The following is a 25,154-nucleotide window of genomic DNA, read 5'->3' on the forward strand; positions in this document are numbered from 1 at the left end:
GACGGTGGTGCGACCACGGATGGTGGTGCGACCACGGACGGTGGTGCGGCGGCCTCGGGCGGTGCGACCACGGATGGTGGTGCGACCACGTCCGGTGGTGCGGCGGCCTCGGGCGGTGCGACCACGGACGGTGGTGCCACCACGGACGGCGGCGCCAGCACGAACGGTTCCTCCAACGGCACCACCAACGGCACGGGCACCAGCGGTTCCGAGTCGACCGGGACCGCCGCGACCGGCGGCTCCGGCACGAACGGCGGCTCCACCACCGGCGACGTGAGCACCTGCACCGTCGACCTCGACGGCGCCGAGTGCGTCGACAACAACCCCGGCCCCAACAGCGTCGGCACCACGCCGGTCGTCCAGGGCGAGGCCAAGGAGGAGCTCGCCGAGACCGGCGCCGCCGAGACCTCGTTCCTGCTGATCGGCGCCGCGACGATGATCGCGGGCGGTATCGGCTTCCGCATGCTGCCGCGCCTCGTCGCCGGCGGTGGCGGCGCCACCGCCTGAGAGTGACCAAGGCGTCCGGGCCCGCCCGGTCCGGACGCCCCGCGCACGTGCGAAGGGCCCGTACGCCGTCTCCGACGGCTGTCCGGGCCCTTCGTGATGTCGTACGCGGCTATGCGGGCTGGGCCGCCACCAGAGCGGCGGTGGCCGCCGCCACCAGCAGCAGGAGCAGGGAGACCAGCACCATCGGGTGTACCGCGCCCCACGGGCTCTGCTGGAGTCGGGCGCGGTGCGCCCGGCAGACGGGGCAGCGGCCCTGGTTCACCGGAGCAGCGCAGTTGGCGCACACCAGTCGGTCGAGGGTCATGCGCTCTCCTCCTCCCGTGCGGCGGAGTCGCCCACGTGGTTCTCCCCGCGTTCACTCCGCACAACGCTCAGGGCAACGCATCGGTTCCCCGTCCACTGTGCCAGGTTCCGCGCGTTCAGGCGCGCCCCGGCCGGAAGGCGCCGGTCAGCGACCCGAGCACAAGGGGACAAAAAGGGCAAGCGTGGACGCTGACTGCGCGGGGCATCGCCGTTCGCGTATGGTCACGCACACCTACTCCTCCAGGCCGACCGTGGGTGCATCCGTGATCCGATTCGACAGCGTCTCCAAGTCCTACCCGAAGACGAACCAGCCCGCCCTCAGGGACGTGTCCCTGGAGATCGAGAAGGGCGAGTTCGTCTTCCTCGTCGGCTCCTCCGGCTCCGGCAAGTCGACGTTCCTGCGGCTCATCCTCCGCGAGGAGCGCGCCAGTCACGGAACGGTCCACGTGCTCGGCAAGGACCTGGCCCGCCTGTCGAACTGGAAGGTGCCGCACATGCGCCGCCAGCTCGGCACCGTCTTCCAGGACTTCCGGCTCCTGCCGAACAAGACCGTCGCGCAGAACGTGGCCTTCGCCCAGGAGGTCATCGGGAAGTCCCGCGGCGAGATCCGCAAGTCGGTCCCGCAGGTGCTGGACCTCGTGGGCCTCGCGGGCAAGGAGGACCGCATGCCCGGCGAGCTGTCCGGCGGTGAGCAGCAGCGCGTGGCGATCGCCAGGGCCTTCGTGAACCGCCCCATGCTGCTGATCGCCGACGAGCCGACCGGCAACCTGGACCCGCAGACCTCGGTCGGCATCATGAAGCTGCTCGACCGCATCAACCGCACCGGGACGACGGTCGTCATGGCGACCCACGACCAGAACATCGTCGACCAGATGCGCAAGCGCGTCATCGAGCTGGAGAAGGGCCGCCTCGTCCGCGACCAGGCACGCGGCGTCTACGGCTACCAGCACTGAGCACACACACGGGCAAGAAAGGCTGAACGCAGGCGATGCGCGCCCAGTTCGTACTGTCGGAGATCGGTGTCGGCCTCCGTCGCAATCTCACGATGACCTTCGCCGTCATCATCTCCGTGGCCCTGTCACTGGCTCTCTTCGGCGCCGCGGTCCTCATGGGCCAGCAGGTCAACGCCATGAAGAACTTCTGGTACGACAAGGTCAACGTCACGATCTACCTCTGCAACAAGAACGACGCGGGCACGGCCGAGAGCTGCTCGAAGGGCGCCGTCACCGCGCAGCAGAGGGACCAGATCCAGACCGACCTGGAGAAGCTCACCAACCTTGTCGAGACCGTCCACCACGAGACGGCCGAGGAGGCGTACAAGCACTACCGGGAGCAGTACGGCGACAGCCCCATCGCGTCCCTCGTCACGCCGGACCAGATGCAGGAGTCGTTCCGGGTCAAACTGAAGGACCCCGAGAAGTACGAGGTCATCGCGACGGCCTTCGCCGGGCGTGACGGGGTGCACTCGGTGCAGGACCAGCGCGACACCCTGGAACAGCTCTTCACGATGATGCGGGGCATGAACGTCACCGCCCTCGTCGTGATGGGGCTCATGCTGGTCATCGCCCTGATGCTGATCGTCAACACCGTGCGGGTGTCGGCGTTCAGCCGCAGGCGCGAGACCGGGATCATGCGGCTGGTCGGTGCGTCCAGCTTCTACATCCAGATGCCGTTCATCATGGAGGCCGCCTTCGCCGGCCTGCTGGGCGGGCTCGTGGCGTGCGGCATGCTCGTGGTGGGCCGCTACTTCCTGATCGACGCGGGTCTGTCACTGGCCCAGCAGATGCCGTTGGTGAAGTTCATCGGCTGGAACGAGACCCTGTCGGTGCTGCCGCTCGTCGTCGTCATCGGACTGCTGATGCCGTCCCTGGCAGCTGCGGTCGCGCTCCGCAAGTACCTCAAGGTGTGACGAGCGCCGCTCCCGCACCTCGCGCGCCGTGCGGTCAACCCCCGTACGGCCTCGTCCGCTTGTCCTAGAGTGTGCGGCATGTCGCTGTCGGGTCCGTCAGGTCCGCTCAGGCCCCGCCGCATCCGGCGAGGGGCCGCGCTGACCGCACTCTTCGCGACCGTCCTCGCGGCGGCCGCCGCCACCGACGTCCTGCCGCAGCAGGAGCCGGCCGACGATCCGCGCGGCCCCGACGCCGCGGCCCACGCCCCCGCGGCCTCGGCCGCGCCCGGTGACCGGGCGGTGCGGGACGAGGTCGTGCGGGCTGCGGCCGAGGCGCTCGCCGATGGCCGGTCCGGGGCGCAGGCCGCCGAGGAGGTCGTCAGCCGCAGCGGCGACCGCTGGGGCGTGGTGTACGAGGCGGGGGAGTACGCGGAGTTCGAGCGGGCCCTCGACGGGGCGTACACGGGCGTCGGCCTGGGGGCCAGGCGCACCGCGGAGGGTCTCATCGAGGTGACCCGCGTCCAGCGCGGCGGCCCCGCCGAGCGGGCCGGCATCCGCCCGGGCGACCGGCTCCGCACCATCGACGGCCGTTCCGTGGACGGCCAGACCGCGGCCCGGGTCGTGGCGCTGCTCCGCGGCGACGGCGCGGACGGCGACGGTACGGCAGCGGCGGCCGGCACCCCCGTGGTGCTGGGCCTCCAGCGGGGCGAGCGCACCTGGAGCCGGACCCTGCGCAGGGCCGAGCTGGCCGCAGAGGCGGTGGACGTGCGCCGGCTGGACGGCGACGCTGTGCTGGTCCGGGTGACGGCGTTCACCCGCGGCAGCGGGGAGCGGGTCCGGCGCGCGGTGGCCGCGGCCCCGGCCGGCGCGGGCGTCGTCCTCGACCTGCGCGGCAACGGCGGCGGCCTGGTCGCGGAGGCGGTCGCGGCGGCCTCCGCGTTCCTGGACGGCGGCCTGGTCGCCACGTACGACGTGCACGGCGAGGAGCGGGCGCTGCACGCCGACCCCGGGGGCGACACCACCAGGCCCCTGGTGGTGGTCGTCGACGGCGGCACCATGAGCGCGGCGGAGCTGCTCACCGGGGCCCTGAAGGACCGGGGCCGGGCCGTCACGGTCGGGTCCCGGACCTTCGGCAAGGGCGCGGTGCAGATGCCCAGCCGGCTCGCCGACGGATCGGTCGCGGAGCTCACCGTCGGCCACTACCGCACCCCGGCGGGCCTGCGGGTCGACGGGCGCGGCATCACGCCGGACGTGCCGGCGCCGACCCGGGCGCAGGAGCGGGCCCGCACGGTATTGAGTGGCCTCGGACGGGGCACGTAGTGCGAAAATGACGGCACTATGGCAAAGGAAAAAGGGCGCAAGCTGATCGCGCAGAACAAGAAGGCGCGGCACGACTACCACATCCTCGACACCTACGAGTGCGGTCTCGTCCTGACCGGCACGGAGGTGAAGTCGCTGCGCCAGGGGCGGGCCTCCCTCGTGGACGGCTTCGTGCAGATCGACGGCCACGAGGCGTGGCTGCACAACGTGCACGTGCCGGAGTACAGCCAGGGCACCTGGACGAACCACTCGGCCCGGCGCAGGCGGAAGCTGCTGCTGCACCGCGCGGAGATCGACAAGTTGGAGTCGAAGGCGTCGGAGACCGGCCACACGGTCGTCCCGCTGTCGCTCTACTTCAAGGACGGCCGCGCCAAGGTCGAGATCGCCCTGGCGAAGGGCAAGAAGGAGTACGACAAGCGGCAGACCCTGCGGGAGAAGCAGGACCGCCGCGAGGCGGACCGCGCCATGTCGGCGGCCCGCAGGCGGGCCAGGGCCTGACCGGCCGGCGCGGGAATAGGCTGGCAAGGGGCGGCGTTGTTCCCGTACGATGGCACTGCCCCGCTCGGCCGGGGCACCGTTTGATAAATCAACATGGGGATGATCGGTTTCGACAGCGGCTGTCGAAGCAGGGGAAGCGTGTCGAGGAAGCGGCCATGATCTCGTAAACCACAGGCCGAAACCAATAATCGCCAACACCAAGCGCGATTCCTTCGCCCTCGCTGCCTGAGTAGCGACTCGCGAAGTGTCAGCCCGGGGCTGTTCCCGACCCGGATCCTGGCATCAGCTAGGGAACTCCACCTCTAGACCCGGTCACGGGGTGTAGAGGAACAACTCACAGTGACTGAGCCCGTCGGAGACTTGTCCGCGTGATCTCCGGGGCTGAGAAAGGCGCAGCGGACTGCACACGGAGAAGCCCTGGTTCCGCACCGTTGGACGCGGGTTCGATTCCCGCCATCTCCACCATGTGGAGGCCCCGGGGGCGCAGCCCCCGGAACCCCGCACCCCATGTGAACGAAGGCCCGGCAGCCGGAAACGGCGGCCGGGCCTTCGTCGTGCGCCGGCTTGATCCTCAAGGTGTGGGCGTCCCGGGACACAACACCCCGCGACCTCGCCGCACGGGTTGAACGTCAGACCGAAGGCCGTCTCACAACCGGTCTGCGATGCGCAGCAGCGTGCCGGGGTCGCGTCGTTCCCGCGGCCTCCTCGGTTCGATCACCTGGTGTCTGATCAGGACCACCTATCCGGCTGGTTCGGGTCGACGTCTCGACGGTGACAGTCCTCCGGGGCTCACGCTGCCACCCGCTCTCGCCTCACGAGATTCGTCCGGCCAGGGGAGCCCCCACCCATGCGCCACGGGGGCAGCACACGGACGAGGCGGTTCGGCAACGCTTCCGGTCGCGTTGCCACCAGCACACCGAAGGGTGGGGAGGGGGCTCCGGTGTGCCGGGCTCTATCGAGCGCCCATGTCAGCGCGCCACCGTCCGCGGGACAGCTGGCACACCCCATCAGGCGTGATGCGGACGCGCGCACCGAGTAGCGGTAGTGCCCCCTCGGTGTTGAGTCGGTTCCGGATGCGCTCCAGGGCATCCCACAGACGTTGCGGGCCGCTCTGGTGGACTTCCGGCGGGTCGGTCCACTCGGCGGACGCGCGTGCCCATGAACCGTCGGGGTGCACCAGGTAGGCGGTTCGCGTCCGCCCGCTGGTGTCGTATCCGAGTTCCACGCCCGGTGTGGTGACTTCCAGCATGGACCGGAGTTCCCACGCGTTCGCCACGTCCACCACGGGATAACGGCCCGTGCTCGTCCCGGCCCCGTCCGCCGCACGGGCGAGGGCGAACAGATCGGCGAGGGCGGGCGGGTAGTCGTCACCGGACCGGGTGAGCATGAAACCCGCCATGTCCCGTTCCACCTGCCCCACCACGTCCCCGTTCCGGTCCTTCCACCCGGTGATGATCAGGGACGTGCGCGCGAGCGTCGTTGCCATGCGTCCGCCAGGTTCCAGTGCGGCGAGCACCGCGCGGAGCCCCGGACCGGGGGCAAGCGCGACCGTGCACACGATGCGGTCATACGAGCCCGGCACGTCCTCGGTGGCGTCCGCCGTGATCATCTTCGGGTGGTACCCCATGCCCGCGAGCCGGTCCCGCGCCGCACTGACTAGGTAGGGGTCCACGTCCAGACTGGTCACGTGCTTGTCCCCGAGTCGGCAACAGGCGTACGCGGTGAGCCCGCCGGCTCCAGTGCCCAGGTCCAGTAGGGACGGACCCTCACCGAGCCGAGTGTGACGCAGCATCCGCACTACCAGGCTCGGATGCGTCGCGGACGACGTGGGAAGTCCCTCGGGCCGGTCGCCGGGCTCGGCGTGGTCGGCGTGCAGCCTGCCGACCCGCGTGATGAGTGACCGATCCGCGTACGCGGCTTCCGCCCACGCTTCCGGATCGCTCGGCCCGTCCCGCAGAACCCAGCGCCCCGAGTCGTCCATGTCCCACCAGCGGGGCACCAGCTCGTGACGGGCGACGCGTGCCACGGGGGCGAGCCACCGTGAATCCGGGTCGGTCACCTGGTCCGCGAGGGTGCTTGCCTTGCTCTCCCAATCCATGCTGCCGAGCCTTTCAGGTCAGTACGCGGGGTCACAGGCTTCCGTGTTGGCGGGGTCGCAGTCGCCCGAGTCGTTCGGAGGGCACGCGTTCGCGCGCAGTGGGGGCACGCTTGCGGCAAGTTCCGCCCATGCCGCCCCGCCGAACAGCTCGGCGAGCGGGGTTTCCCGGACGTTGCCCGCCGGGAAGTCGCGCGAGAGCACGCACCCGGCAAGGTCCCCGTTCGGGAGAATGGCGGCGCGTCCGCGGGTGCACCGCCCGCACATCTCGTCCAGCGTCGGTGACTGCCCCGGCAGAGCGGCACGGCCCACGGCACGCACCCGGTCGGTGTTGATGTGCTTCACGCCCATGGATTCCAGTTCGGCGCGCGCTTCCGCAACGCGTTGTCCCGGCAGGATGTCCACGATTCCGGCCCGGACCGTGACCCCGCGGTTGACTGCCTCGCGGATGTGGCACCGGGTGCGGACGTAGCTGCCCGCGCGACCGGTGATCTTGTCGTGTTCGGCGGGGTCGTCGCTGTAGTAGCTCGTCCCGAGGGTCACGCCCTCGCGGGTGAACACGTCCCACCAGTCGGGGGCGACATGGAACAGGTTGCTGTAGATCTCGACGTGCAGCCCGAGGGAGAGCCCCAGTTCCGTGAACTCCCGCCAGTACGGGTGAACGGTCGGCTCACCGCCGATGAGCTGAACGGTTCGGATGCCGAGTGCGGCAGCGTCCGTGATGACCGCGCGCCAGTCCGCGGGTGTCATGGTGCCGTGGCTCGCTTGCGGGCTGGACTCGGACAGACAGTGCGTGCACGTGAGCTGACACTTACCGGTGATCTCCAGCTCAAGAGAGCGGATACCTGCGAGCGGGCTTGCGGCAGGCGGTTCAAGAACGGTGGTCATTATTCAACTTCCCTTTGTTTGACGAGAGTTCGGAACTTGCCGGGCCGGTCGGCTGCCAGATCGTCACGCAGGCTGCCGACCGGGGTTGAGCCCCGCCCCCTGCCACAGAGCGAGTCGCGGACCCGTGCCGTCCTGGTCCGGGTCCTGCGTGGCGAGGGCGGGAGTATCGGGGCGCTACGTCCACGGGTCCGCGGCGAGGACGTACAGGGGGTGCGACAGTCCGCCGGCACGGTGGGCTATCGGCTCGGGCGCTGCCTGGTCGGGCTCGTCCGCGGGAAGTCGGACCGGCCAGACGGACAGGGTGTACGTGCAGTCCACATCCGGGACCGTGACGAACAGCGGGTGCCCGCCCTTGATGTGCTCGCGTGCCGCGCGTTGCTCGTCCGGGTCTGAAGCCCACGCGCGGAGTTCCGCGGGGCAGTCCGGGACCGGCACGGTTGCCGCGCGCATGGTCGGCTGCACCCACGCCGAACGCTGCGGGTCGGGGTCGAGCCGGTCGGCAATGCGCGCAGTGCCTCGCCGCGGAGCCACCGGAGCACCAGCGCGGGGGAAATGCTGCGCGCGGTGCCTAAGACGTGCTGCATGGTCTCGCCCGTGCCGTACACCGGTCCTTCCGCGCGTACCTCTGCCCAGTAGCCCGCCGGCTCCGGTCTGTCGGTCATGACGGGCACCCCCGCCACATGACCCACGGGCGTTCGATCACTTCGGCATAACTGGTGTGCTCGGGGTGCTCGCGCATGTGCGCGAACGCCCACGTTTGTGGCTCGGTCGGGTCCTCGCTCGCGGGTGACTTCGCGGCACACTCGGTGTCGTCCTCGGTGAGGGTCAGGCACCGGAACGCGTACGTCAGTGGCGGGGCGTCGTCGTCCTGGTCGGGCCGTAACGTCCAGTCGACGAACCGGAACGCACGGCGGGCCGCAGTGGTCACAGCCGATCACCCCGGCTACGTGCGTTCGCGCGGGCAGTCTCCGCGTGCAGACGCTCTATCGGGTCCGCGGGGCGCACGCGCTTAGGCTCGGCCTCCCACTCGGCCCCGCCCCCGATGGGGCGCAGTGACCAGTACGGGCCGGCGACTCCGCGGAACTCCCCAACGCGGTTGCGACTGGTGTCCACCAGGAACGCGCCTGTCTCCGGGACGTGTGCGGGTCCTGGTGCGTCTGCGGGAACGTTCTGTGCCACCATCGCCGCTCCTCTCCGTAGTGGTTCCACTACCGGGGCGGCCTGGCGTGACCTACAGTCGGGCAGTCTTCAACTTGCACGGGTTGAAAAGAGAGTTGGACGGGATGCGTTGAACCGGAAAGAGCTGGACCCGGAAAAGTCACCCAATGCGAAGTTTGGTCAGCTTCTACGCACGTTGCGAGACGAGCGCGGCTGGACTCAGGACGAGCTAGCGGAGCGAATGGGATGCTCCGGAACCCACATTTCCGCCGTCGAAACTGGTCGTCGCCCTCCAACTCCCCGCTTCACGGCAAGCGCTGACAGGGCGCTAGGCACGGGTGACAGGCTCCAACGCCAGTGCCGAGCGGTTCGGCATACGGCGCTGTTGGACGGGTTCCCGGACTACGTTGCACAAGAGGTACGCGCAGTAGAGATCCGACTCTTTGAGCTGGGCATCATTCCGGGGTTGCTCCAGACCCCGGAATACGCCGCCGCGATCATCAGGGGCGAAGTGCTGCGGGGAGCGATCACGGAGCACCAGGCAGAAGAACGCCTCTCAAAGCTCCTGGAGCGCCAGGCGTCACTAGGCCGTGTATCGGAAGTGCTATTAGCGGAGCTAAACGAGGGTTGATTTTCAGGGTGCGGTGCCCGGGGCGGGCTGAGACTCAGGCACCGGACCGTTCCAGGAAGCCGGCGAGGCTACGGTTCGCCTCAGGCGGGGTGGCGTGCGGAAGCGCGTGATGGGACACATCCGGCAGCACGGTCGTTGCGACGCGTGGCAGCAGCGCCTCGGCGCGGGCGGCCACCTTGGAGGGGTCATGGGTCCTGCTGCTTCCGGCGAGGAGCAACAGGACCGGCAGGTCCAGGCCGCGCAGGGCGTCCGGTGCCGGGCGCGGCCCGGTTACGGGTCGGAGAGAGGGGAAACCGGCGGCCGCCTCTTGGAGGGCGAGCCAGTCGGGATCGAGGGCGGAGCCTTTGGTCTCCCACTCCAGGAAGGCGCGGACCCGGCGGGGTGTGTTCCGCAGCAGCATGGGCAGTGCGTGCAGCAGGTAGGCCGGGCTGAACCCGGCGAAGCACTGGGTCGGGTCCAGAAGGGCCAGGCGGCGTATCCGGTCGGGCGCGCGCATGGCGTGATGCAGCGCGATCCAGGCGCCGTACGAGTGTCCGCCCAGGTCGGTCTCGGCCACTCCGAGGCCGTCGAGGAGCGCGTCCAGCCAGGCCGACAGGTCGGCGACCGTACGGGGGCGGCGGTCGCCGTCGGGAGTGCTGCGTCCGGGGGCGCCGATCAAGTCGACGGCGAGCACCCGGTGGGTGCGGGACAGTTCGGTGGCCTGCGCGTACCAGGACGCGGAGGTTGCGCCCCCTCCGCCGGGCAGGAGGACGAGCGAGGGCCTGTCGGCCGGGCCGCATACGTTGACGTGTGTCGTGCCGAAGGGCGTGGGAACGGTCGCCGTCTCGCGACCGGCAGGCCACTTGGTCATGACCTTGTCGTAGGCCATGAGGAAGTTGTCGGCGTCGTACGTATCGCGAGCGTTCATGAACGGCGACTCCTCTATTATCTCGCTCAGCAAGATACTTGTTGGGCGAGATGATACGTGGAGGTGGTCCGTGCCCGATCAGGAGGGTGAGGAACTCGTCGAACGAGCCGAGCCGGGGCCCGAGATGGAGATCGTCCACCTGCTGCGCGCGGTGGCCGTCGACCTGGGCAGGCACAGCACCCGGTTCGCACAGCGCAACGGCATGCACCCCACCGACGTGCGTGCGCTGATCGCCCTGATGGACGCCGCCCGCGCCGGCGAGGAGACCACAGCAGGGCACCTAGGCACCGCTCTTGGGCTCAACTCGGCAGGAACCACAGCACTGGTCGACCGCCTGGAACGGGCCGGGCATGTGCGGCGGGTGCGCGATGCGCGGGACCGCCGCAAGGTCACCATCGAAGTGGACGAGCGGGCGGTCGCCCTCGGCTGGTCCCACTTCGGACCGCTCATCGATCGGGCGGTGGACCTGCTGCGGGGATACGACGAGCGGGAACTGGCCGCGGTCAGGGGCTTTCTGACTGGGATGCGGAAGGCAGCGGTCTAGGATGTATCTCGAATATGCTGGTCACAGCCACTCGTTGATGGCCGCGACGAGAACGGTCGCCTCGTAACGAACCGCGAGTTTGTCGTATCTCGTGGCCACGGCACGATGCCTTTTGAGGCGATTAATGCCGCACTCGACCGCATGGCGCTCGCGGTAGTCGACCGGGTCGAACTTCGGCGGCCGACCGCCGCGGGAGCCGCGCTGCTTGCGGTGACGCGCCTGGTCGGCCTTGTCCGGGATGGTGCAGCGGATGCCTCGTCTATGCAGGTAGGCACGGTTCTTGCGGGAGGCGTAAGCCTTGTCAGCGCGCACGCGGTCCGGGCGAATGCGTGGCCGGCCCACCCCGACGCGGGGCACGCGAATCTTCTCCAGCACGGCCTCGAACTGTGGCGAGTCGCCGCGCTGCCCGGCCGTCACCACGATCGATAGAGGCTTCTGGCCCTGCTCGACAGCCAAGTGCAGTTTGGTGGTGAACCCGCCGCGCGAGCGTCCCAGTCCGTGATCACGAGGCTCGGTGACGACACCGGCCGGCGGTTCCTTCTGCAGGTCACCGTGCTTCCGGGCCCCGGCCGCATGCTGATGAGCGCGACACACCGTGGAGTCGACGCTCAGGTCCCACGAGATCGCCCCCTGCACGTCGGCCAGAGCCTGGAGCCGGGTGAGAACCCGGTGACAGGTGCCATCCCGCTGCCACCGGCGGAACAAGTCGTAGATCCGGCCCCACGGCCCGTACTCGACGGGCACATCCCGCCACGGAACACCGGTCCGGACACGGAACCGTACGCCGTCGATCAGCTGCCGCCGCGGCCAGACGGGCGGCCGCCCCACCTTCGTCCCCGTCGGCAACAACGGCTCCAGCACAGCCCACTGTTTATCCGTGAGATCTCCCCGCCCCATGAAACACGATCACCATAGGTCAAGATCCACTTTCGATACACGGCCTAGGGCGCGCGCCAGCGCCCATGGTCCACGCGGTACTGGACGAGAGCTGCATAAGTGCCTGTTTCTGATCCCAGATGCTTCGAGCGGTCGCGGTGGAGGTTGTGGGAGGATTCGCGTGACCCACACTCGATCATGAAACGGGATGCTGATTCATGCGTTCTGCTGTCAGAGTGTTCTTCGCGACACTCTTCTCCATAGGTCTGCTTTTCGCTTCAGGCCCCGCGCAGGCGGACACCCCCGACCCGGTCAACTGGCCGAAGCCAAGGTTCGTCACCTACAACGTCTGCGGCGCTTCGTGCGACATCTACGCGGGGTCCAAGACCGCCTGGCGCGATAAGATCGTGAGCGCCATGGACTACTGGGACGCTGATCTGGTCATGCTGCAGGAGATGTGTTACGGGCAGTGGACTCTGCTGCGTGACTCACTGCAGGACCGCTCCAGCGGCGACAAGTACGACTCGGTCTGGGGCGCGACGCTGGCGTCCACGGACGGGTGCGGAAAGTGGGGCACGGACAAGCGCTTCGGCCTGGCCACCTTCGCCAAGGGCGGCCCCGGCACAATCAATAACGGCAGCCGGACCGTCGACTTCCTCCCTGAGCCGACACCGGCGGAGGACCGTATCCTTCTGTGCGCTAGGACGACCGTCACCGGGCGCGCTGTCCGTGCCTGCAACACTCACATCGACTACCGAGGTGACAACCCCAAGGCACAGATCCAGAAGGTCGCCGACATCACCAGGGGTTACGCCAACCAGGGCGACCCTGTGGTCCTCGCGGGCGACTTCAACCAGCTCCCCAAAGATGTGGACATGGCGCCCCTCTACGCCCACGGTGGTGGAACCGGGGTATTCCAGGAAGTCGACGAGAACGATAAGTCGTACTTCACTGGCACTGACTGCCCGCAGAGCGGGGACCGCTGCCGCAGTGGTGAAGCAACGGCTGAGCCAGGATGCTCGCCCCACGTCAGCGAACCCGGAAAGATCGACTACATCTTCCTGAGCTACTACTGGTTCACCACCGTCCGCGGTGACGCCGCAGGCTGCACTCCGGGCCTGTCCGACCATCACCTTCTGCGTGGCGCCGCTGCCTGGGAACACTGAGTTCCTGTGGTTCAAGCGGTAGCAGGACGACGATGGTTCTGAGCCGTCCGGGCCAGGCGGCGGGGCACGACAGCGATCTCGTTCAGAGCGGGATGGTGGTCGTCCGGGCGACCGTCAGTCTCGCTGTGCTTCGCGGGATGCCGACTGGCCCGTCCGGCGGGACTGCCTGCGGGTGATTCTCCTGGTCATGAGGGTGATCGCGGCCCAGGTGATCAGGGATTCCGAGTGCTGGATGAGCCGTTCGTAGTCGCGGGCGTGTCGGCGGGCGTGCATGATCCAGGCCAGCGACCGCTCGACCACCCAGCGGCGGGGCAGGATCACGAACCCGACGGCGTCCTTGGGGCGGCTGACGGTCTTGAGCGTCAGGTTCAAATGCTTCTTCGCCCAGGTCACGAGCTGTCCGGCATAGCCGGAGTCGGCCCAGACGATCGTAATCGCAGGGTGCATCAGTCGCAGCCGGAACAGTACTTCCTTCGCCGCGTCGCGGTCGGTCATGTCAGCCGGGGTGACCATGACGAACAGCGGCAGCCCCTTCGTGTCCACGACCAGGTGACGCTTGCGGCCGTTGATCTTCTTCGCTCCGTCGTAACCGCGTGAGTCCTTGGCGACAGTCTCGGCGGCTTTCACGGACTGGGAGTCGATGACGGTGGCGACCGCTCCGGGGGCTCGGCCCATCTCGCGGCGGATCCGCTTGCGGAGCTGGTCGCGGATCTGCCCGACGATGCCGGCCGCTGCCCAGCGGGCCATGAAGCCGTAACAGGTTCGCCAGGGCGGGAAGTCCCTGGGCAGGGCCCTACACTTGCAGCCGGTGTCGACGACGTAGCGGATCGCGTCGACGATCTCGCGGCGAGGGTGCTTCTCGGGGCGGCCTCCGGTCCGGCTCTCGCAGGCCGGCAGGGGCAACAGGGGTTCGATCAGGGCCCACTCGTCGTCGAAGGTGTCCGAGGGGTAGCAGCGGCGCCGGGCCAACGTGTCCCTCCCTGAAGACGGGGCGGGGCCGGCCGCTTCGCCGCTGGCCCGCCGGTCAGGCATCGATGAAGTCGGCGATCACGTCGAGCGTGGACTCCACCGAGCTGAGCTGGGTGTTGAGGTGCTTGACCCACCGGCCCTTCGGTTGCAGGGCGGCGGGCGGAGCGACGACGCCGGTGATGAACCGGCGGACCTCGGTGAGCTTCTCCCGGATGACCGCGACCTCGTACGCCTGGAGCTCGGAGACGTCCGAACAGAACTTGTAGCCGTCCGCCCTGGTCCAGATCAGAGGCGGCCAGCCGCGTTCGGCGATGATGTCCCGCAGACAGGCCAGGCCCAAGCGGGCCTGGTACGGCGACAGCTCGCTGGAACTGACCAGCTGGTGAAAGGTCAGCCCGGCCGGCCTCGCCTCGAAGAGCACGAACCGGACGGTGTCAGCATGTCGCTGGGCGGCGGGTGATCTGCGCTCGGCAGTGCGAGGCATCGCCTAATCGCCTTGCAGGAGACGGCCAACTCTTCGTCGACGTCGACCTTGCCGGTGTCGACGGCCGTCTCGATCCAGTCCAGGGTCGCCCGGACGCGGGCGATGTTCTCGTGCACGATCGTGCATTCGTCGTCGCCGAGCTGGCGGTCGCGCAGGCCCGGGACGACACGGCCGGCTGCCGCGACGAACGCGTGGCAGGCGGTGACCAGGTCCAGGAACTCCACCGACTGGTCGATGCTGCGGATCGCCGGAGCGACGGGGCTGGTCTGCTCGAAGTTCTCGCGGGCCTGTCGGCCGCGCTCGACCTGAGCGTGGTTGACCTGGTGGCGGGCGGTGTCGTCCGACATCGCTCGGAAGGCGACATCGGGACGCCGCAACAGACCGGTGGTCACCGTCGCGGCGACGGTCTCGTCGCGGGTCAGCTCCTCGACGGCCCGGACCTTGTCCTCCTGCCTGACCTGGGCTACCACCGTCGGACGCCGCAGCAGGTCGCTGGTGACGGTGGCGGCCACCTCCTCGTCCCTCGCGAGGGTGTGGATCGCACTGACCTTCTCCTGCGGGGTGACCGGGTGCTCGACCTGCCGGCCCACCCGGCGCCGGGCCTCGTCCGCAGTCCACCGCGGCTTACCCTCCGGCGGGGTCAGGATCGCGGCAAACCGTTCCCGCTCGTCACCGATGCCTGCCAGGATCTTGTGGACGGTGAAGGACACGACCCTCTGCCGGTGTTCCTTCGGCCAGCGCGAGGCCGTCCACCTGGCCTCCTTCACCGTCGAGTACGACAGTCCGATGTCCTCGGCCAGGCGGAACATCGACTCCTGTACCGTGAAGCGATCTCCAGCGCGTAGTCGCCGATCGTGAACTGACCCCGGGTCTGGTTCTCCACCACCGTGCGCAGCTCGGCCACGATCTGCTCGTAGCGGCTGGAGCTGACGCTGCCGACCGTGTCGGCGTTCTTGATTTCTTCGGGCATGGCATCCACCACCCACCGCGGGCCGGGGCACAGCCCCTCGGCCGTGACAAGACGCGGCCCGCTTCCTGACCCGAGAGTCAGACCGGAAATCCTAAGATCACAACGAACGACCATGAATGGCCAGAATCTGACCGAAGATGCGACTCGGATGCGTTCGCGATGCGGTCACTGTGACCGTTCGTCGAACGTTTCCTTCCGGGCCCGCCAAGCCCTCACGACGCACCGCCGCGAGCAGTAGACGGCGTTCGATCGCCGGTCCACCCCCACCACCCAACGGGCCCCACACTCGGGACATTCGACCCGGCCGGCACCGCTCAACTCCGCGGCCACCCGCTTGCGCAGACGGCGGTCTCGGCGCCACTGCCTGGCACGACAGGCTGTCGAGCAGTACACGGCATCGGGCCGCGCTTCCGGCCTCAGCCGTTCACCGCAGCCCCCACATACCCGTTCTCCGGCCCGCCCGGCACGCTCGGACACCCCGCCAGCGTAGGCCCCAAGGATACTCAGCACGGCAGTTCAGAATCCTTCAGCCCTTGTTGCGGGCCTACCATCAATTGCAGGCCGAAGCCATGCCCCAAGCGGCTTCCGTGGCCATGATCGAGCAACTTCGAAAGGACACCATCCCGCGACGACCGCAGAACCGCAGTGGTTCACGTCCTCGTACAGCGCAAACGGCGGCCAGTGCATCGAGGTCGCCACGAACCTTGCCGCTTCCTGCGGCATGGTCCCCGTCCGCGACTCCAAGAACCCGGCTGGTCCCGTGCTGGACTTCCCCGCCGACTCGTTCGCTTCCTTCGTGGCGAGCGTCAAGGGCGGAGAGTTTGGCAACGTCTGACGAGTCGAGCCGACCGCACACGTTCACGGCAGCCCCATCGTGCCCGGCATGGTGGGGCTTTGCCGTGCCCGCTAGACGACGAAAGCCCCGCCACACCACCCGAGTTGGGAGGCATGGCGGGGCTCTGGTCACGCTGCCCGGAGTCGGGGCGTGCGGAGTGCAGGGGTCATGAACTGGAGACCCTGCGGCGGGTCCTGGTCGGGGGTGCGGTCCGTGAGCCACCAGGATCTAGCGAGGGAGTACCGGGCTTCAGCCCGGTAGGGAATTGCTTCGGGGCCCTCGGGACCGCCGGTCAGCCCTGCCGGGCCCTGCGGGGCCGCAGGGCCGTCGTCGCGATCGTCGTCGCCAGGGCCGCCGCGCACACCGGCAGGGCGTACGCCTTGGCCGGGCCCGCCCACTCCACCAGCCAGCCTCCGGCCGCGGCACCCGCCGAGATGCCGCCCAGGAGAGCCGTCACCGCGAGCGTCATCCCCTCGTTCAGGCGGCCCTCCGGGGTCAGCCGCTGCACCAGGGTCATGCCCGTCACCATCGTGGGCGCCGTCGCCATCCCCGCCAGCAGCAGGGCGCCCGCCAGGGCGAGCAGCGAGCCGGTGCCGGACGCCGCCAGGGGCAGCGCCATGAGCGCGGTCATCGCCGCCAGGCACAGCAGCAGCCGCCGCCGCACGACCGGCGCCTGGGGCAGCGCCCCGTACCAGAGGCCCGCGAGGAACGAGCCCACGGCCTGCAGCGCCATCACCGGCCCGGCGAGCGGGCCGTCCACGAACGCCAGGGTGACGATCTCCATCGACCCGAAGACGGCGCCCGTGGCGAGGAACACCGCCAGCAGCGGAGGCACGCCGGGAATCCGCAAGGGGCTGCCCCCAGGGGCGGCGCTGCGCGGCGCCACCGGCGGCTCCGTGGCGCGCTGCGCCGTGAACAGCAGCATCCCCGCGAGCAGCAGCACGGCGCCGATCAGCGTCCCCGCCTCCGGGAACAGCGCGGCGCACAGGAACGCGGCGAGCACCGGCCCCACCATGAAGCACAGCTCGTCGAGGGCCTGCTCGAAGGCGTTCGCGGTGTGCACCGCCGCCGGGTCGTGCCGGTACAGGTGCGCCCAGCGGGCCCGTGACATGCCGCCGATGTTCGGCGTCGACGCGGTCGCCGCGTACGAGGCGAACAGCGTCCAGGCGGGCGCCCCGAAGTGCACGCACAGAAGCAGGGACACCGAGCCGAGGAACGCCAGCGCCGTCGCCGGGCGCGCCACCCGCCGCTGGCCGTACCGGTCGACCAGGCGGGCCGTGAAGGGCGCCACGACCGCCGTCGCCGCCAAGCCGGTCGCCGTCACGGCGCCCGCCAGCGCGTAGGAGCCGCGGGAGCCCGCGATCATGATGACGGCGCTGACCGTGAACATGCCCATCGGTACGCGGGCGATCAGGTTGCCGAGGGTGAAGGCCCGGGTGCCGGGGTGGGCGAACAGGCGCAGGTACGGGTTGCGGGACCGGCGCGGGGGCCGCGGGGTCCGCGGGGCGTCCGAGAAGCGGGGTGCGAGGGCGAGGGCGCCGGGGGTCGCGGCAGGGGTGGGCGCCGGGACGGTCCCGGTGGTGGCGGTCTGGGGCATGATCCAAGGTTCGCGGGCCCCGCCCACCGGCGTCCAACACCTGTTCGAGCGCGATTGACGCACTTCGGTTGTAGGTTCTCGTGTGTGCCCCGCGAACTCGATCCCCGCCTCCTGCGCGCCTTCACCGCCGTCGCCGCCGAACTGCACTTCACCCGCGCTGCCGCGCGCCTCTTCGTCGCCCAGCAGGCACTCAGCCGCGACATCCGGCGTCTGGAGCGGGAACTCGGCACCGAGCTGTTCGTCCGCACCACCCGGCAGGTGTCCCTGACCCCGGACGGCGAACGGCTGCTGCCGTACGCGCAGGCCGTCCTGACCGCCTACGAGGAACTGGACGCGGCCTTCGCCACCGGCGGGCCCCGCCCGCTCCTCGTGGACCTCAACACCGCCGGCATGACCAGCAGCCGGGTGCTCGACCGGGCACGGGAGCTGGCGCCCCACTGCGAACTGATGGCCCGCTTCGAGAGCGGGCTCACCTGGGCGGCTGGGGAGATCCTGGCGGGGCGGCTGGACGTCTCCTTCGGGCGGGTCGCCGGGCTCGATCCCGCCGTCCGCGCCCGGCTCGACTGGCAGGCCGTACGGTACGAGCCGATGGCCGTGCTCCTGCCTGAGGGGCATCCGCTCACCGACCGGCCGCACGTCGAGACGCCCGCGCTCGCCGGTGAGGCCGTCTACGCGGGGGCCGGCAACCCGCGCACCCGCGAGTGGACCGATCTCGCGGCCCGGCTCTTCGACGCGCACGGCATCCGGGTCGCCGCGCCCGCGCCGCTCGCCGTCGGCAAGGAGGAGTTCCGGCGCGTCATGGCCAAGAGCCGCACCCCCGTCCTGGCGGTCGTGGACTTCCCGGCCATGCCCGGTGCCGTCCTGCGGCCGCTCGTCAGCCCCGTCCCGCTGTCGCCCGTGGCGCTGGTGTGGCGCAAGGGGCTCCGGCACCCCGGCCTGGACGCCCTGCGGGACGCGGCCGCCGAACTGGCCGCCCGCGAACACTGGCTGGCCGTACCGGAGGACGCCTGGCTGCCGGCCGCCGACGCCGCCGTCATGGGGCACCGCGCCTGACGGCCGGGGTCGCACGGCCGGACGCCGCGAGCCCGCGGGGGCCGGCCGGGTCGGTGGGTGGTCCATGTGGCCTGACCCGCCGCGGCCCGCCGCGTCGGGGAACACCTGCCGACCCGCCGCCCGCAGGGCCGGGCGCGCTGCCGTGTCCGCTCGCGCACCGGCGGGGCGTCGCCACCGTCTGCCGCCCCGCCCGCAAGGGCCGGGCTGCCGCCACCCGCAGGGGCCGCGGCCTCCCGTACCCGCTGCCCACAGGGCCGCCCTTGTACCCGCTCCCGCACTGGCAGGGCGTCGCCACCGTCTGCCGCCCGCAGGGTTTGGGCTGCCGCCACCCGCAGGGGCCGGCCTCCCGTACCCGCCGCCCGCCGCCCGCAGGGTCCGGTGCCCCCGTACCCGCCGCCCGCCGAGGGCCACGCGCTCACACCTTCCCCCCGCACCGGGTGAGAGCAAGGTTTCAGCCCGGTCACCTCAGATGACCGGGCTGAAACGCGACGTCCCTAGCGTCAGCAGTCGACGGGTTCAGGGCTTGACCGGCAGTACACAGCGGAGGTGCGCGATGGGTGGACCGATGGGCGGAAAGACCGGAGGACGGTGGATCCACGAGTGGGATCCCGAGAACGAGACCTTCTGGAAGGAGAAGGGCGAGCGGATCGCCAGGCGCAACCTCCTCTTCTCGGTGGTCTCCGAGCACATCGGGTTCTCCATCTGGTCGCTGTGGTCGGTGATGGTCCTCTTCATGGGCCCGGAGTACGGCATCGACGCGGCCGGCAAGTTCTTCCTGATCGCCTCGGCGACCCTGGTCGGCGCGCTCATCCGGGTTCCCTACACGTTCGCCGTCGCCAAGTTCGGCGGCCGCAACTGGACGATCATGAGCGCGGCCATGCTGCTCGTGCCGTCCTGCCTAGCCTTCGCGGTCATGGAGCCGGGCACCTCCTACGGGACGTTCCTCGCGGTGGCCCTGCTCACCGGCATCGGAGGCGGCAACTTCGCCTCGTCCATGACGAACATCAACGCCTTCTTCCCGCTCCACAAGAAGGGCTGGGCCCTCGGCCTCAACGCGGGCGGCGGCAACATCGGCGTGGCGGTCGTCCAGCTCGTCGCCCTCGCCGTCATCGGCACCGTCGGCGCCGGGCACCCCCGGGTGCTGCTCGGGATCTACATCCCGCTCATCATCGCCGCGACCGTCTGCTCGGCGCTGTACATGGACAACCTCGCGCCCGTGAAGAACGACACCGGCGCCGCCAAGGACGCCGCACGCGCCGGCCACACCTGGATCATGGCGTTCCTGTACATCGGCACGTTCGGCTCCTTCATCGGATACAGCTTCGCCTTCGGCCTGGTGCTCCAGACCCAGTTCGGCCGCACCCCGCTCCAGGCGGCCTCCCTCACCTTCATCGGTCCGCTGCTCGGCTCGCTGATCCGCCCGGTCGGCGGCTCCCTCGCGGACCGGTACGGCGGCGCCCGCATCACCCTGTGGACCTTCGCGGCCATGGCCGGCGCGACCGCCGTCGTCGTCTACGCCTCGGTCACCGCGTCGCTCACCGTGTTCCTGATCGGCTTCAGCGCGCTGTTCGTCCTCTCCGGGCTCGGCAACGGCTCCACGTACAAGATGATCCCGGCCATCTTCAAGGCGAAGGCCCACGCCACCGGCCTCACCGGCGAGGCCGCGGACGCCTACGGCCGCCGCCTCTCCGGCGCCTCCATGGGCCTGATCGGCGCGGTCGGCGGCATCGGCGGCCTCGGCATCAACCTCGCCTTCCGCCAGTCCTTCCAGACCGCAGGCACCGGCACGGCCGCCTTCGTCGCCTTCCTCCTCTTCTACGCGGCGTGCATGGCCGTCACGTGGGCGGTATACCTGCGCAAGCCCGCCGCGGCCGTCGCGGAGGCCCCGGCGCAGCGCCGGCTCAGCCTGTCCGAGGTGTGAGCGGGCGTGGTCCGTAACGGCGGGGAAACGTACGCGAACCCGGGCTGTCACGCATCCTTGCCAGGCTCGGGGACCATGCACGAGCAGCAGGAGCCGCTGGAGCGCGCCACGGGAGGCAGCCCGGGGCGCGGTCCGCAGCGGCCGGACTCCCAGGAGCCGGGCGGCCACGGCCCCCTGGCGGGCTTCACCGTCGGCGTCACCGCGGCCCGCCGCGCCGACGAGCTGGGCACACTCCTCCAGCGCCGGGGCGCGGCCGTCGTGCACGCCCCGGCCCTGCGGATCGTCCCCCTCGCCGACGACACCGAACTCCTCGACGCCACGCGGGAGCTGGTCGCCCGGCCCCCGGACACCGTGGTCGCCACCACGGCGATCGGCTTCCGCGGCTGGGTCGAGGCCGCCGAGGGCTGGGGCTGCGGCGAGGCGCTCCTCGACTGCCTGCGGGAGGTGCGGGTCCTGGCCCGCGGCCCCAAGGTGAAGGGCGCGGTCCGGGCCGCCGGCCTCACCGAGGAGTGGTCCCCGGCCACGGAGTCCATGGCGGAGGTCCTGGACCGCCTCCTCGGTCAGGGGGTCAGCGGCCACCGCATCGCCCTCCAGCTGCACGGCGAGCCGCTGCCCGGCTTCGTGGAGGCCCTCACCGACGCGGGCGCGGAGGTCGTGGTCGTGCCCGTCTACCGGTGGATGCCCCCCGAGGACCTGGCGCCGCTGGACCGGCTGCTGGACGCCTGCGTGGCCCGCACCCTGGACGCGGTCAGCTTCACCAGCGCCCCCGCCGCCGCGTCCCTGCTGTCCCGGGCCGAGCAGCGGGGCCTCGCGGACGAGCTCCTCGACGCGCTCCGCCGCGACGTGCTGCCCGCCTGCGTCGGCCCGGTCACCGCCGTGCCGCTGCAGTCCCGGGGCGTCGACACCGTGCGGCCCGGCCGCTTCCGGCTGGGCCCGCTGGTGCAGCTGCTGTGCCAGGAGCTTCCGGGCCGCGCCCGGGTCCTGCCGGTGGCCGGCCGCCAGGTCGAGATCCGCGGCCACGCGGTCCTCGTCGACGGCGAGCTGCGCCCCGTGCCGCCCGCCGGGATGTCCCTGCTGCGCACGCTGGCCCGCCGCCCCGGCTGGGTGGTGTCCCGCGCGGACCTGCTGCGCGCCCTGCCGGGCGCCGGCCGCGACGAGCACGCCGTGGAGACCGCGATGGCCCGGCTGCGGTCCGCGCTGGGTGCCCCGAAGCTGATCCAGACCGTCGTCAAGCGCGGCTACCGCCTGGCGCTCGACCCGGCGGCCGACGTCAGCCACGCGGAGGCGTGAGGCGGCGACCGGTGGCGTACGGTGCCGTCATGACCCCCGACGAGCCGTACGTGGTCCGCGTGGCCGACCCCGTGCGGGACGCGCCCGCGCTGGCCGCCGCGCATGTCCGCAACCGGGACGCCAAGCAGCCCTACGAGCCCCGCAGGACCGAGGAGTTCTTCACCGCGGACGGGCAGGCGGCGCGGCTCGCCGCGCCCGGCAGCCGTACGTGGATCGCCGTGTCCGGCGACCTGGTCACGGCCGCCGTCACCCTCTCCGGCATCGCCTACGGTGCCTTCTGCAGTGCCCACGTCGGCTACTGGACCGACCAGGACCACACCGGCCGCGGGCTGGCCACGCGCCTGCTGCGGGAGGTCTGCCGGGCGGCCCGGGAGGAGCTGGGCCTGCACCGCGTCGAGGCGGGGACCCTGCCGGACAACACCGCGTCGCGGCGGGTCCTGGCGAAGTGCGGCTTCGTCCGCATCGGCAGCGCGCCCCGCTACCTCGCCATCGACGGGGCGTGGCGGGACCACCACCTGTACCAGCGGATCCTGCACGAGGACCCTCCGCCGGAGCGGGTCGGCTTCCGCTGAGCCCCTGGCCGCCCCACCCCACCCCGCTCTGCCCCGCGGCCGCTGGGAGCGGATTCCTTCCGGCCGCACCGCCGCGCACGGGGAGGGAGGGCGGCGACGCCGTACCCGCAGCCCCGCAGGCCCCCCGGACGTCCCGGTAGGCGCCTGCGGCCGCCGTCCGCCGGCACGCCCTCCGGGCTGTCCGCGGGGAGCTGGCGCACCGCCAGGAAAATTTCCCGCAGAAAAACCTCTGCACGTTGAGTAGTTGCCGGCCCGGCCCCGTAGTGAAGGGGGCAAGGAGTCGGACAGGGTCTCGACCGGGGAGGTTCGGGTGCGCAAGGATGCGGCCGTGGCCGATGACCGTCGGGCGACGCATCGGGCCCGGCATCGCGCAGAGTCACCGCAAGTCAACCACCCTGTCCCCGACGAGGAGTTGATGCGGTCCCTCTACCGCGAACACGCCGGACCGCTGCTCGCCTACGTACTGCGCCTCGTCGCCGGCGACCGCCAGCGCGCCGAGGACGTCGTACAGGAGACGCTCATCCGTGCCTGGAAGAACGCCGGCCAGCTCAATCGGGCGACCGGCTCTGTCCGCCCCTGGCTGGTGACGGTCGCCCGGCGTATCGTCATCGACGGCCACCGCAGTCGGCAGGCCCGACCGCAGGAGGTCGACCCGTCACCGCTGGAGGTCATGCCCGCGGAGGACGAGATCGACAAGGCGCTGTGGTTGATGACGCTGTCCGATGCCCTGGACGATTTGACCCCGGCTCACCGGGAAGTTCTGATCGAGACGTATTTCAAAGGGCGCACGGTCAACGAGGCCGCCAAGACCCTCGGCATACCCAGCGGGACCGTCCGGTCCCGGGTGTTCTACGCACTGCGTTCGATGAAGCTGGCTCTGGAGGAGAGGGGGGTATCGGCATGACGACGCCGCCTGGGTACGGCGAGGGGTACGCCCAGGGCAACGACTCCCTGCACGATGCCGTCGGCGCGTACGTCCTGGGTGTGCTGGACCCGGCGGACGCCTCGGTCTTCGAGGCGCACCTGCCGGGCTGCGCGCTGTGCACGGCCCGCCTGGACGAGTTGTCCGGGATGCCGCCGATGCTGGCCATGCTGGCGCAGGAGGCGCCGCCGCAGACCGGCCCCGTGCTGCGCCTGCAGGCCACGCTCATGGAGCCGCCCGCCGCGACCCCGTCCCCACCCGCCCTGGACCGCCTCCTGAACGAGGTCACCGCCCAGCACGCCCGCCGCCGCAAGCGGACGCGGTACATGCTGGCCGCCGCCGTCGCGATGATCATCGCGGGTCCGGCGGTCGCGGTGGCCGCGATGTCCGGGGACGGGCCGCGCACCAACCAGGCGGGGCAGCCGCAGGCCGGCCAGGCGGACGCCGCCTTCGACGGGGTGACCGAGAAGCTCCGGGCGACGGACGCGGCGACGAAGGTCACCGCGACCGTCGGCACGGAGAAGAAGGCCTGGGGCACCCGCACGGTCCTGGAGCTCAAGAACGTCAAGGGCCCCCTGAAGTGCAACCTGGTCGCCGTGTCCACGTCGGGCGAGGAGGAGGTGCTCACCTCCTGGGCGGTGCCGGCCTGGGGCTACGGCATCGAGGACAGCCCCCAGGAGATGGCGCGCAAACCGCTGTACGTGCACGGCGGCGCGGCCATGGACCGCAACGACATCGACCACTTCGAGGTCCGCACCTTCACCGGTGAGCGCCTGGTGAAGATCCCGGCGTGACCCGCCCCTGACCGCGCACCGGGGGCCGGTCACACGGACGCGTGACCGGACGCGTCAGGCCGCCCCCGGTGCCGGAACCATTCCGGCGCCAGCACCGACATGACGGTGGCGTCCACCCGCTCGCCCTCCCAGAGCAGGGCGTCGCGCAGCACGCCCTCGGCGACGAACCCCGCCTTCTCGTACGCGCGGCGGGCCCGCGGGTTGAACGCGTACACCTCCAGCGAGATCCGGTGCAGCCCCAGCGCCTCGAAGCCGTGGCCGAGGATCAGCCGCGTCGCCTCCGTTCCGTACCCCCGCCCGAAGGTGCCGGGCACCAGGCAGATGCGGAAGTTGCAGCTCTCGTTCCCGGCGTCCCACCCGTTGAGGACGACCTCGCCGACGACGCGGCCGGTCGCCTTCTCCACGACGGCCAGGTCCAGCCGGCCGTCCTGGTCCCGGCGGGTCTCGTACCAGACGCGGACCCGCTCCTCGTCGAAGGCGCTCTCCCCGTGCGAGCCGGTCAGGCGGGCGCACTCCGGATCGCTCAGTATCGGCAGCAGCGCGTCCGCGTCCTCCCCGGTGACGGGCCGGAGGAGCACCAGCTCCCCGTGCAGGGTGGGCTTGGTGCGGAAGTCGGTCAGGTGATCGGCCATCCGAGCATTCTGACCTGCGGGCCGCCCGCTGTCCCGCCCTTTCCGCCGCGTGCGCGCGGGGCGGTGCGAGGCACGGGATGCGGGCGGCGCGTCGTCCTGCCGTGCCTCCCTGGCCGTCCTGCCGCGCCGCGCCGCCCCGCCCCGTCCTGCCGCCGCGTCTGCCTGCCCGGCCGTGCCTTCCCGCTCTGTCGCGCCGCCCCGCCCCGCCACGCTTCCCCGCTCAGCCGCGCCTCCCCGCCCTGCCGCGCTTCCCCGCCGGCCCGTGTCGCCGGGGCGCCTCCCGCCACGCCGAGGCCCGGCGCCCTGCACACCGTGCCGCCTGTCCCGTCACGGA

Annotated in this window: 24 protein-coding genes, 1 other RNA gene and 5 pseudogenes; 17 read left to right on the top strand and 13 right to left on the bottom strand. The window is 70.9% G+C overall.

Annotated elements, in window-relative coordinates; genetic code table 11:
- Nucleotides 1-507: pseudogene (locus tag BJP40_RS35350) on the top strand (hypothetical protein); the annotation flags it as partial.
- Between the two features lie 109 nt (nucleotides 508-616).
- Here BJP40_RS35350 and BJP40_RS07880 read toward each other — a convergent pair.
- Nucleotides 617-811, bottom strand: coding sequence for a hypothetical protein (locus tag BJP40_RS07880; protein ID WP_071264847.1), 195 nt, complete (start codon nucleotides 809-811; stop codon nucleotides 617-619).
- A gap of 262 nt (nucleotides 812-1,073) precedes the next feature.
- Between BJP40_RS07880 and ftsE the strand changes: the two genes are divergently transcribed.
- The 5 genes from ftsE to ssrA all read left to right on the top strand — a co-directional run bounded on the left by ftsE (nucleotide 1,074) and on the right by ssrA (nucleotide 4,981).
- A complete protein-coding gene (gene ftsE, locus BJP40_RS07885) occupies nucleotides 1,074-1,763 on the top strand; it encodes a cell division ATP-binding protein FtsE (RefSeq protein WP_071264856.1) in 690 nt (229 codons plus the stop codon).
- Nucleotides 1,764-1,798: 35 nt separating this feature from the next.
- Complete coding sequence (gene ftsX, locus BJP40_RS07890) at nucleotides 1,799-2,719, top strand: permease-like cell division protein FtsX (RefSeq protein ID WP_071264845.1); 921 nt, start codon at nucleotides 1,799-1,801, stop codon at nucleotides 2,717-2,719.
- Between the two features lie 78 nt (nucleotides 2,720-2,797).
- Entirely contained in the window at nucleotides 2,798-4,018 is a 1,221-nt protein-coding gene (locus BJP40_RS07895; protein WP_071279721.1) for a S41 family peptidase, read from the top strand.
- Nucleotides 4,019-4,036: 18 nt separating this feature from the next.
- The gene (gene smpB / locus BJP40_RS07900; RefSeq protein WP_071264841.1) at nucleotides 4,037-4,516 is read left to right on the top strand and encodes an SsrA-binding protein SmpB; all 480 of its coding nucleotides are present in this window, start codon (nucleotides 4,037-4,039) and stop codon (nucleotides 4,514-4,516) included.
- Between the two features lie 95 nt (nucleotides 4,517-4,611).
- Nucleotides 4,612-4,981: a transfer-messenger RNA gene (ssrA, locus tag BJP40_RS07905) on the top strand.
- Between the two features lie 487 nt (nucleotides 4,982-5,468).
- Here ssrA and BJP40_RS07910 read toward each other — a convergent pair.
- The 5 genes from BJP40_RS07910 to BJP40_RS35360 all read right to left on the bottom strand — a co-directional run bounded on the left by BJP40_RS07910 (nucleotide 5,469) and on the right by BJP40_RS35360 (nucleotide 8,681).
- Complete coding sequence (locus BJP40_RS07910) at nucleotides 5,469-6,614, bottom strand: methyltransferase domain-containing protein (RefSeq protein WP_071279723.1); 1,146 nt, start codon at nucleotides 6,612-6,614, stop codon at nucleotides 5,469-5,471.
- 18 nt (nucleotides 6,615-6,632) lie between these two features.
- Nucleotides 6,633-7,499, bottom strand: coding sequence for a radical SAM protein (locus tag BJP40_RS07915; RefSeq protein ID WP_071279725.1), 867 nt, complete (start codon nucleotides 7,497-7,499; stop codon nucleotides 6,633-6,635).
- Nucleotides 7,500-7,673: 174 nt separating this feature from the next.
- Nucleotides 7,674-7,949 (bottom strand): hypothetical protein, encoded by a 276-nt coding sequence (locus BJP40_RS35355; protein WP_071279727.1) that lies wholly within the window; start codon nucleotides 7,947-7,949, stop codon nucleotides 7,674-7,676.
- Between the two features lie 208 nt (nucleotides 7,950-8,157).
- Nucleotides 8,158-8,427 carry a hypothetical protein gene (locus BJP40_RS07925; protein WP_071279729.1) on the bottom strand — a complete coding sequence of 90 codons (270 nt, stop codon included), beginning with the start codon at nucleotides 8,425-8,427 and terminating at the stop codon, nucleotides 8,158-8,160.
- Nucleotides 8,424-8,681, bottom strand: a complete 258-nt coding sequence (locus BJP40_RS35360) for a hypothetical protein (RefSeq protein ID WP_079170996.1) — start codon at nucleotides 8,679-8,681, stop codon at nucleotides 8,424-8,426. The genes BJP40_RS07925 and BJP40_RS35360 overlap by 4 nt, the downstream gene beginning before the upstream one ends.
- 106 nt (nucleotides 8,682-8,787) lie before the next feature.
- Between BJP40_RS35360 and BJP40_RS07930 the strand changes: the two are divergent.
- Nucleotides 8,788-9,267, top strand: a pseudogene (locus BJP40_RS07930) (Scr1 family TA system antitoxin-like transcriptional regulator); the annotation flags it as partial.
- Between the two features lie 55 nt (nucleotides 9,268-9,322).
- Here BJP40_RS07930 and BJP40_RS07935 read toward each other — a convergent pair.
- On the bottom strand, nucleotides 9,323-10,195 hold the full coding sequence (locus BJP40_RS07935; RefSeq protein WP_071279731.1) for an alpha/beta fold hydrolase: 873 nt from the start codon (nucleotides 10,193-10,195) through the stop codon (nucleotides 9,323-9,325).
- Nucleotides 10,196-10,319: 124 nt separating this feature from the next.
- Here BJP40_RS07935 and BJP40_RS07940 point away from each other — a divergent pair, with 124 nt between their 5' ends.
- Nucleotides 10,320-10,739, top strand: coding sequence for a MarR family transcriptional regulator (locus BJP40_RS07940; protein ID WP_071279751.1), 420 nt, complete (start codon nucleotides 10,320-10,322; stop codon nucleotides 10,737-10,739).
- Between the two features lie 21 nt (nucleotides 10,740-10,760).
- Here the strand turns inward: BJP40_RS07940 and BJP40_RS07945 are convergent, their stop codons facing one another.
- Nucleotides 10,761-11,636 (bottom strand): IS5 family transposase, encoded by an 876-nt coding sequence (locus tag BJP40_RS07945; protein WP_071279733.1) that lies wholly within the window; start codon nucleotides 11,634-11,636, stop codon nucleotides 10,761-10,763.
- Nucleotides 11,637-11,851: 215 nt separating this feature from the next.
- Between BJP40_RS07945 and BJP40_RS07950 the strand changes: the two genes are divergently transcribed.
- Nucleotides 11,852-12,781 carry an endonuclease/exonuclease/phosphatase family protein gene (locus BJP40_RS07950; RefSeq protein WP_071279735.1) on the top strand — a complete coding sequence of 310 codons (930 nt, stop codon included), beginning with the start codon at nucleotides 11,852-11,854 and terminating at the stop codon, nucleotides 12,779-12,781.
- A gap of 114 nt (nucleotides 12,782-12,895) precedes the next feature.
- Here BJP40_RS07950 and BJP40_RS07955 read toward each other — a convergent pair whose 3' ends face one another.
- The 3 genes and pseudogenes from BJP40_RS07955 to BJP40_RS07965 all read right to left on the bottom strand — a co-directional run.
- A complete protein-coding gene (locus tag BJP40_RS07955) occupies nucleotides 12,896-13,750 on the bottom strand; it encodes an IS5 family transposase (protein ID WP_071279737.1) in 855 nt (284 codons plus the stop codon).
- Nucleotides 13,751-13,805: 55 nt separating this feature from the next.
- The gene (locus BJP40_RS07960; protein WP_071279739.1) at nucleotides 13,806-14,234 is read right to left on the bottom strand and encodes a RacP protein; all 429 of its coding nucleotides are present in this window, start codon (nucleotides 14,232-14,234) and stop codon (nucleotides 13,806-13,808) included.
- Nucleotides 14,235-14,257: 23 nt separating this feature from the next.
- A pseudogene (locus tag BJP40_RS07965) lies at nucleotides 14,258-15,204 on the bottom strand (DUF6192 family protein); the annotation flags it as partial.
- Between the two features lie 527 nt (nucleotides 15,205-15,731).
- Between BJP40_RS07965 and BJP40_RS35365 the strand changes: the two are divergent.
- A pseudogene (locus BJP40_RS35365) lies at nucleotides 15,732-15,824 on the top strand (transcriptional regulator); the annotation flags it as partial.
- A gap of 8 nt (nucleotides 15,825-15,832) precedes the next feature.
- Nucleotides 15,833-16,039 (top strand): annotated as a pseudogene (locus BJP40_RS32760) (DUF397 domain-containing protein); the annotation flags it as partial.
- A 292-nt stretch (nucleotides 16,040-16,331) separates the two neighbouring features.
- Here BJP40_RS32760 and BJP40_RS07975 read toward each other — a convergent pair.
- Nucleotides 16,332-17,636 (bottom strand): MFS transporter, encoded by a 1,305-nt coding sequence (locus BJP40_RS07975; protein WP_071279753.1) that lies wholly within the window; start codon nucleotides 17,634-17,636, stop codon nucleotides 16,332-16,334.
- 84 nt (nucleotides 17,637-17,720) lie between these two features.
- On the opposite strand from BJP40_RS07975, the gene BJP40_RS07980 reads away from it, so the two are divergent.
- The 6 genes from BJP40_RS07980 to BJP40_RS08005 all read left to right on the top strand — a co-directional run bounded on the left by BJP40_RS07980 (nucleotide 17,721) and on the right by BJP40_RS08005 (nucleotide 24,188).
- Nucleotides 17,721-18,689 carry a LysR family transcriptional regulator gene (locus BJP40_RS07980; RefSeq protein ID WP_071279743.1) on the top strand — a complete coding sequence of 323 codons (969 nt, stop codon included), beginning with the start codon at nucleotides 17,721-17,723 and terminating at the stop codon, nucleotides 18,687-18,689.
- Between the two features lie 553 nt (nucleotides 18,690-19,242).
- Nucleotides 19,243-20,610, top strand: a complete 1,368-nt coding sequence (locus tag BJP40_RS07985) for a nitrate/nitrite transporter (protein ID WP_226962625.1) — start codon at nucleotides 19,243-19,245, stop codon at nucleotides 20,608-20,610.
- Nucleotides 20,611-20,685: 75 nt separating this feature from the next.
- On the top strand, nucleotides 20,686-21,900 hold the full coding sequence (locus BJP40_RS07990; RefSeq protein WP_079171001.1) for a uroporphyrinogen-III synthase: 1,215 nt from the start codon (nucleotides 20,686-20,688) through the stop codon (nucleotides 21,898-21,900).
- A 29-nt stretch (nucleotides 21,901-21,929) separates the two neighbouring features.
- Nucleotides 21,930-22,472 (top strand): GNAT family N-acetyltransferase, encoded by a 543-nt coding sequence (locus BJP40_RS07995; RefSeq protein ID WP_071279757.1) that lies wholly within the window; start codon nucleotides 21,930-21,932, stop codon nucleotides 22,470-22,472.
- Nucleotides 22,473-22,782: 310 nt separating this feature from the next.
- Nucleotides 22,783-23,376: a sigma-70 family RNA polymerase sigma factor gene (locus tag BJP40_RS08000; protein WP_079169508.1), complete on the top strand. Its 594-nt coding sequence runs from the start codon at nucleotides 22,783-22,785 to the stop codon at nucleotides 23,374-23,376.
- Nucleotides 23,373-24,188, top strand: a complete 816-nt coding sequence (locus tag BJP40_RS08005; protein ID WP_071279747.1) for a zf-HC2 domain-containing protein — start codon at nucleotides 23,373-23,375, stop codon at nucleotides 24,186-24,188. The genes BJP40_RS08000 and BJP40_RS08005 overlap by 4 nt, the downstream gene beginning before the upstream one ends.
- 29 nt (nucleotides 24,189-24,217) lie before the next feature.
- On the opposite strand, the gene BJP40_RS08010 is transcribed toward BJP40_RS08005, so the two are convergent.
- Complete coding sequence (locus BJP40_RS08010; RefSeq protein WP_079171002.1) at nucleotides 24,218-24,820, bottom strand: GNAT family N-acetyltransferase; 603 nt, start codon at nucleotides 24,818-24,820, stop codon at nucleotides 24,218-24,220.
- Between the last annotated feature and the right edge of the window lie 334 nt (nucleotides 24,821-25,154).

This window comes from Streptomyces sp. CC53, from assembly GCF_001865245.1.
Taxonomy (GTDB): Bacteria; Actinomycetota; Actinomycetes; order Streptomycetales; family Streptomycetaceae; genus Streptomyces.

What these genes read in the sequence shown, in the direction of transcription:
- BJP40_RS07975 (WP_071279753.1), bottom strand. Translation starts at nt 17,636, where the DNA reads ATGCCCCAGACCGCCACCACCGGGACCGTCCCGGCGCCCACCCCTGCC.
- BJP40_RS07945 (WP_071279733.1), bottom strand. Translation starts at nt 11,636, where the DNA reads ATGGGGCGGGGAGATCTCACGGATAAACAGTGGGCTGTGCTGGAGCCG.
- BJP40_RS07990 (WP_079171001.1), top strand. Translation starts at nt 20,686, where the DNA reads ATGCACGAGCAGCAGGAGCCGCTGGAGCGCGCCACGGGAGGCAGCCCG.
- BJP40_RS07915 (WP_071279725.1), bottom strand. Translation starts at nt 7,499, where the DNA reads ATGACCACCGTTCTTGAACCGCCTGCCGCAAGCCCGCTCGCAGGTATC.
- BJP40_RS07940 (WP_071279751.1), top strand. Translation starts at nt 10,320, where the DNA reads ATGGAGATCGTCCACCTGCTGCGCGCGGTGGCCGTCGACCTGGGCAGG.
- BJP40_RS35360 (WP_079170996.1), bottom strand. Translation starts at nt 8,681, where the DNA reads ATGGTGGCACAGAACGTTCCCGCAGACGCACCAGGACCCGCACACGTC.
- BJP40_RS07910 (WP_071279723.1), bottom strand. Translation starts at nt 6,614, where the DNA reads ATGGATTGGGAGAGCAAGGCAAGCACCCTCGCGGACCAGGTGACCGAC.
- BJP40_RS08005 (WP_071279747.1), top strand. Translation starts at nt 23,373, where the DNA reads ATGACGACGCCGCCTGGGTACGGCGAGGGGTACGCCCAGGGCAACGAC.
- BJP40_RS35355 (WP_071279727.1), bottom strand. Translation starts at nt 7,949, where the DNA reads ATGCGCGCGGCAACCGTGCCGGTCCCGGACTGCCCCGCGGAACTCCGC.
- BJP40_RS07895 (WP_071279721.1), top strand. Translation starts at nt 2,798, where the DNA reads ATGTCGCTGTCGGGTCCGTCAGGTCCGCTCAGGCCCCGCCGCATCCGG.
- BJP40_RS08010 (WP_079171002.1), bottom strand. Translation starts at nt 24,820, where the DNA reads ATGGCCGATCACCTGACCGACTTCCGCACCAAGCCCACCCTGCACGGG.
- smpB (WP_071264841.1), top strand. Translation starts at nt 4,037, where the DNA reads ATGGCAAAGGAAAAAGGGCGCAAGCTGATCGCGCAGAACAAGAAGGCG.
- BJP40_RS07880 (WP_071264847.1), bottom strand. Translation starts at nt 811, where the DNA reads ATGACCCTCGACCGACTGGTGTGCGCCAACTGCGCTGCTCCGGTGAAC.
- BJP40_RS07960 (WP_071279739.1), bottom strand. Translation starts at nt 14,234, where the DNA reads ATGCCTCGCACTGCCGAGCGCAGATCACCCGCCGCCCAGCGACATGCT.
- BJP40_RS07935 (WP_071279731.1), bottom strand. Translation starts at nt 10,195, where the DNA reads ATGAACGCTCGCGATACGTACGACGCCGACAACTTCCTCATGGCCTAC.
- BJP40_RS07995 (WP_071279757.1), top strand. Translation starts at nt 21,930, where the DNA reads ATGACCCCCGACGAGCCGTACGTGGTCCGCGTGGCCGACCCCGTGCGG.
- ftsX (WP_071264845.1), top strand. Translation starts at nt 1,799, where the DNA reads ATGCGCGCCCAGTTCGTACTGTCGGAGATCGGTGTCGGCCTCCGTCGC.
- BJP40_RS07985 (WP_226962625.1), top strand. Translation starts at nt 19,243, where the DNA reads ATGGGTGGACCGATGGGCGGAAAGACCGGAGGACGGTGGATCCACGAG.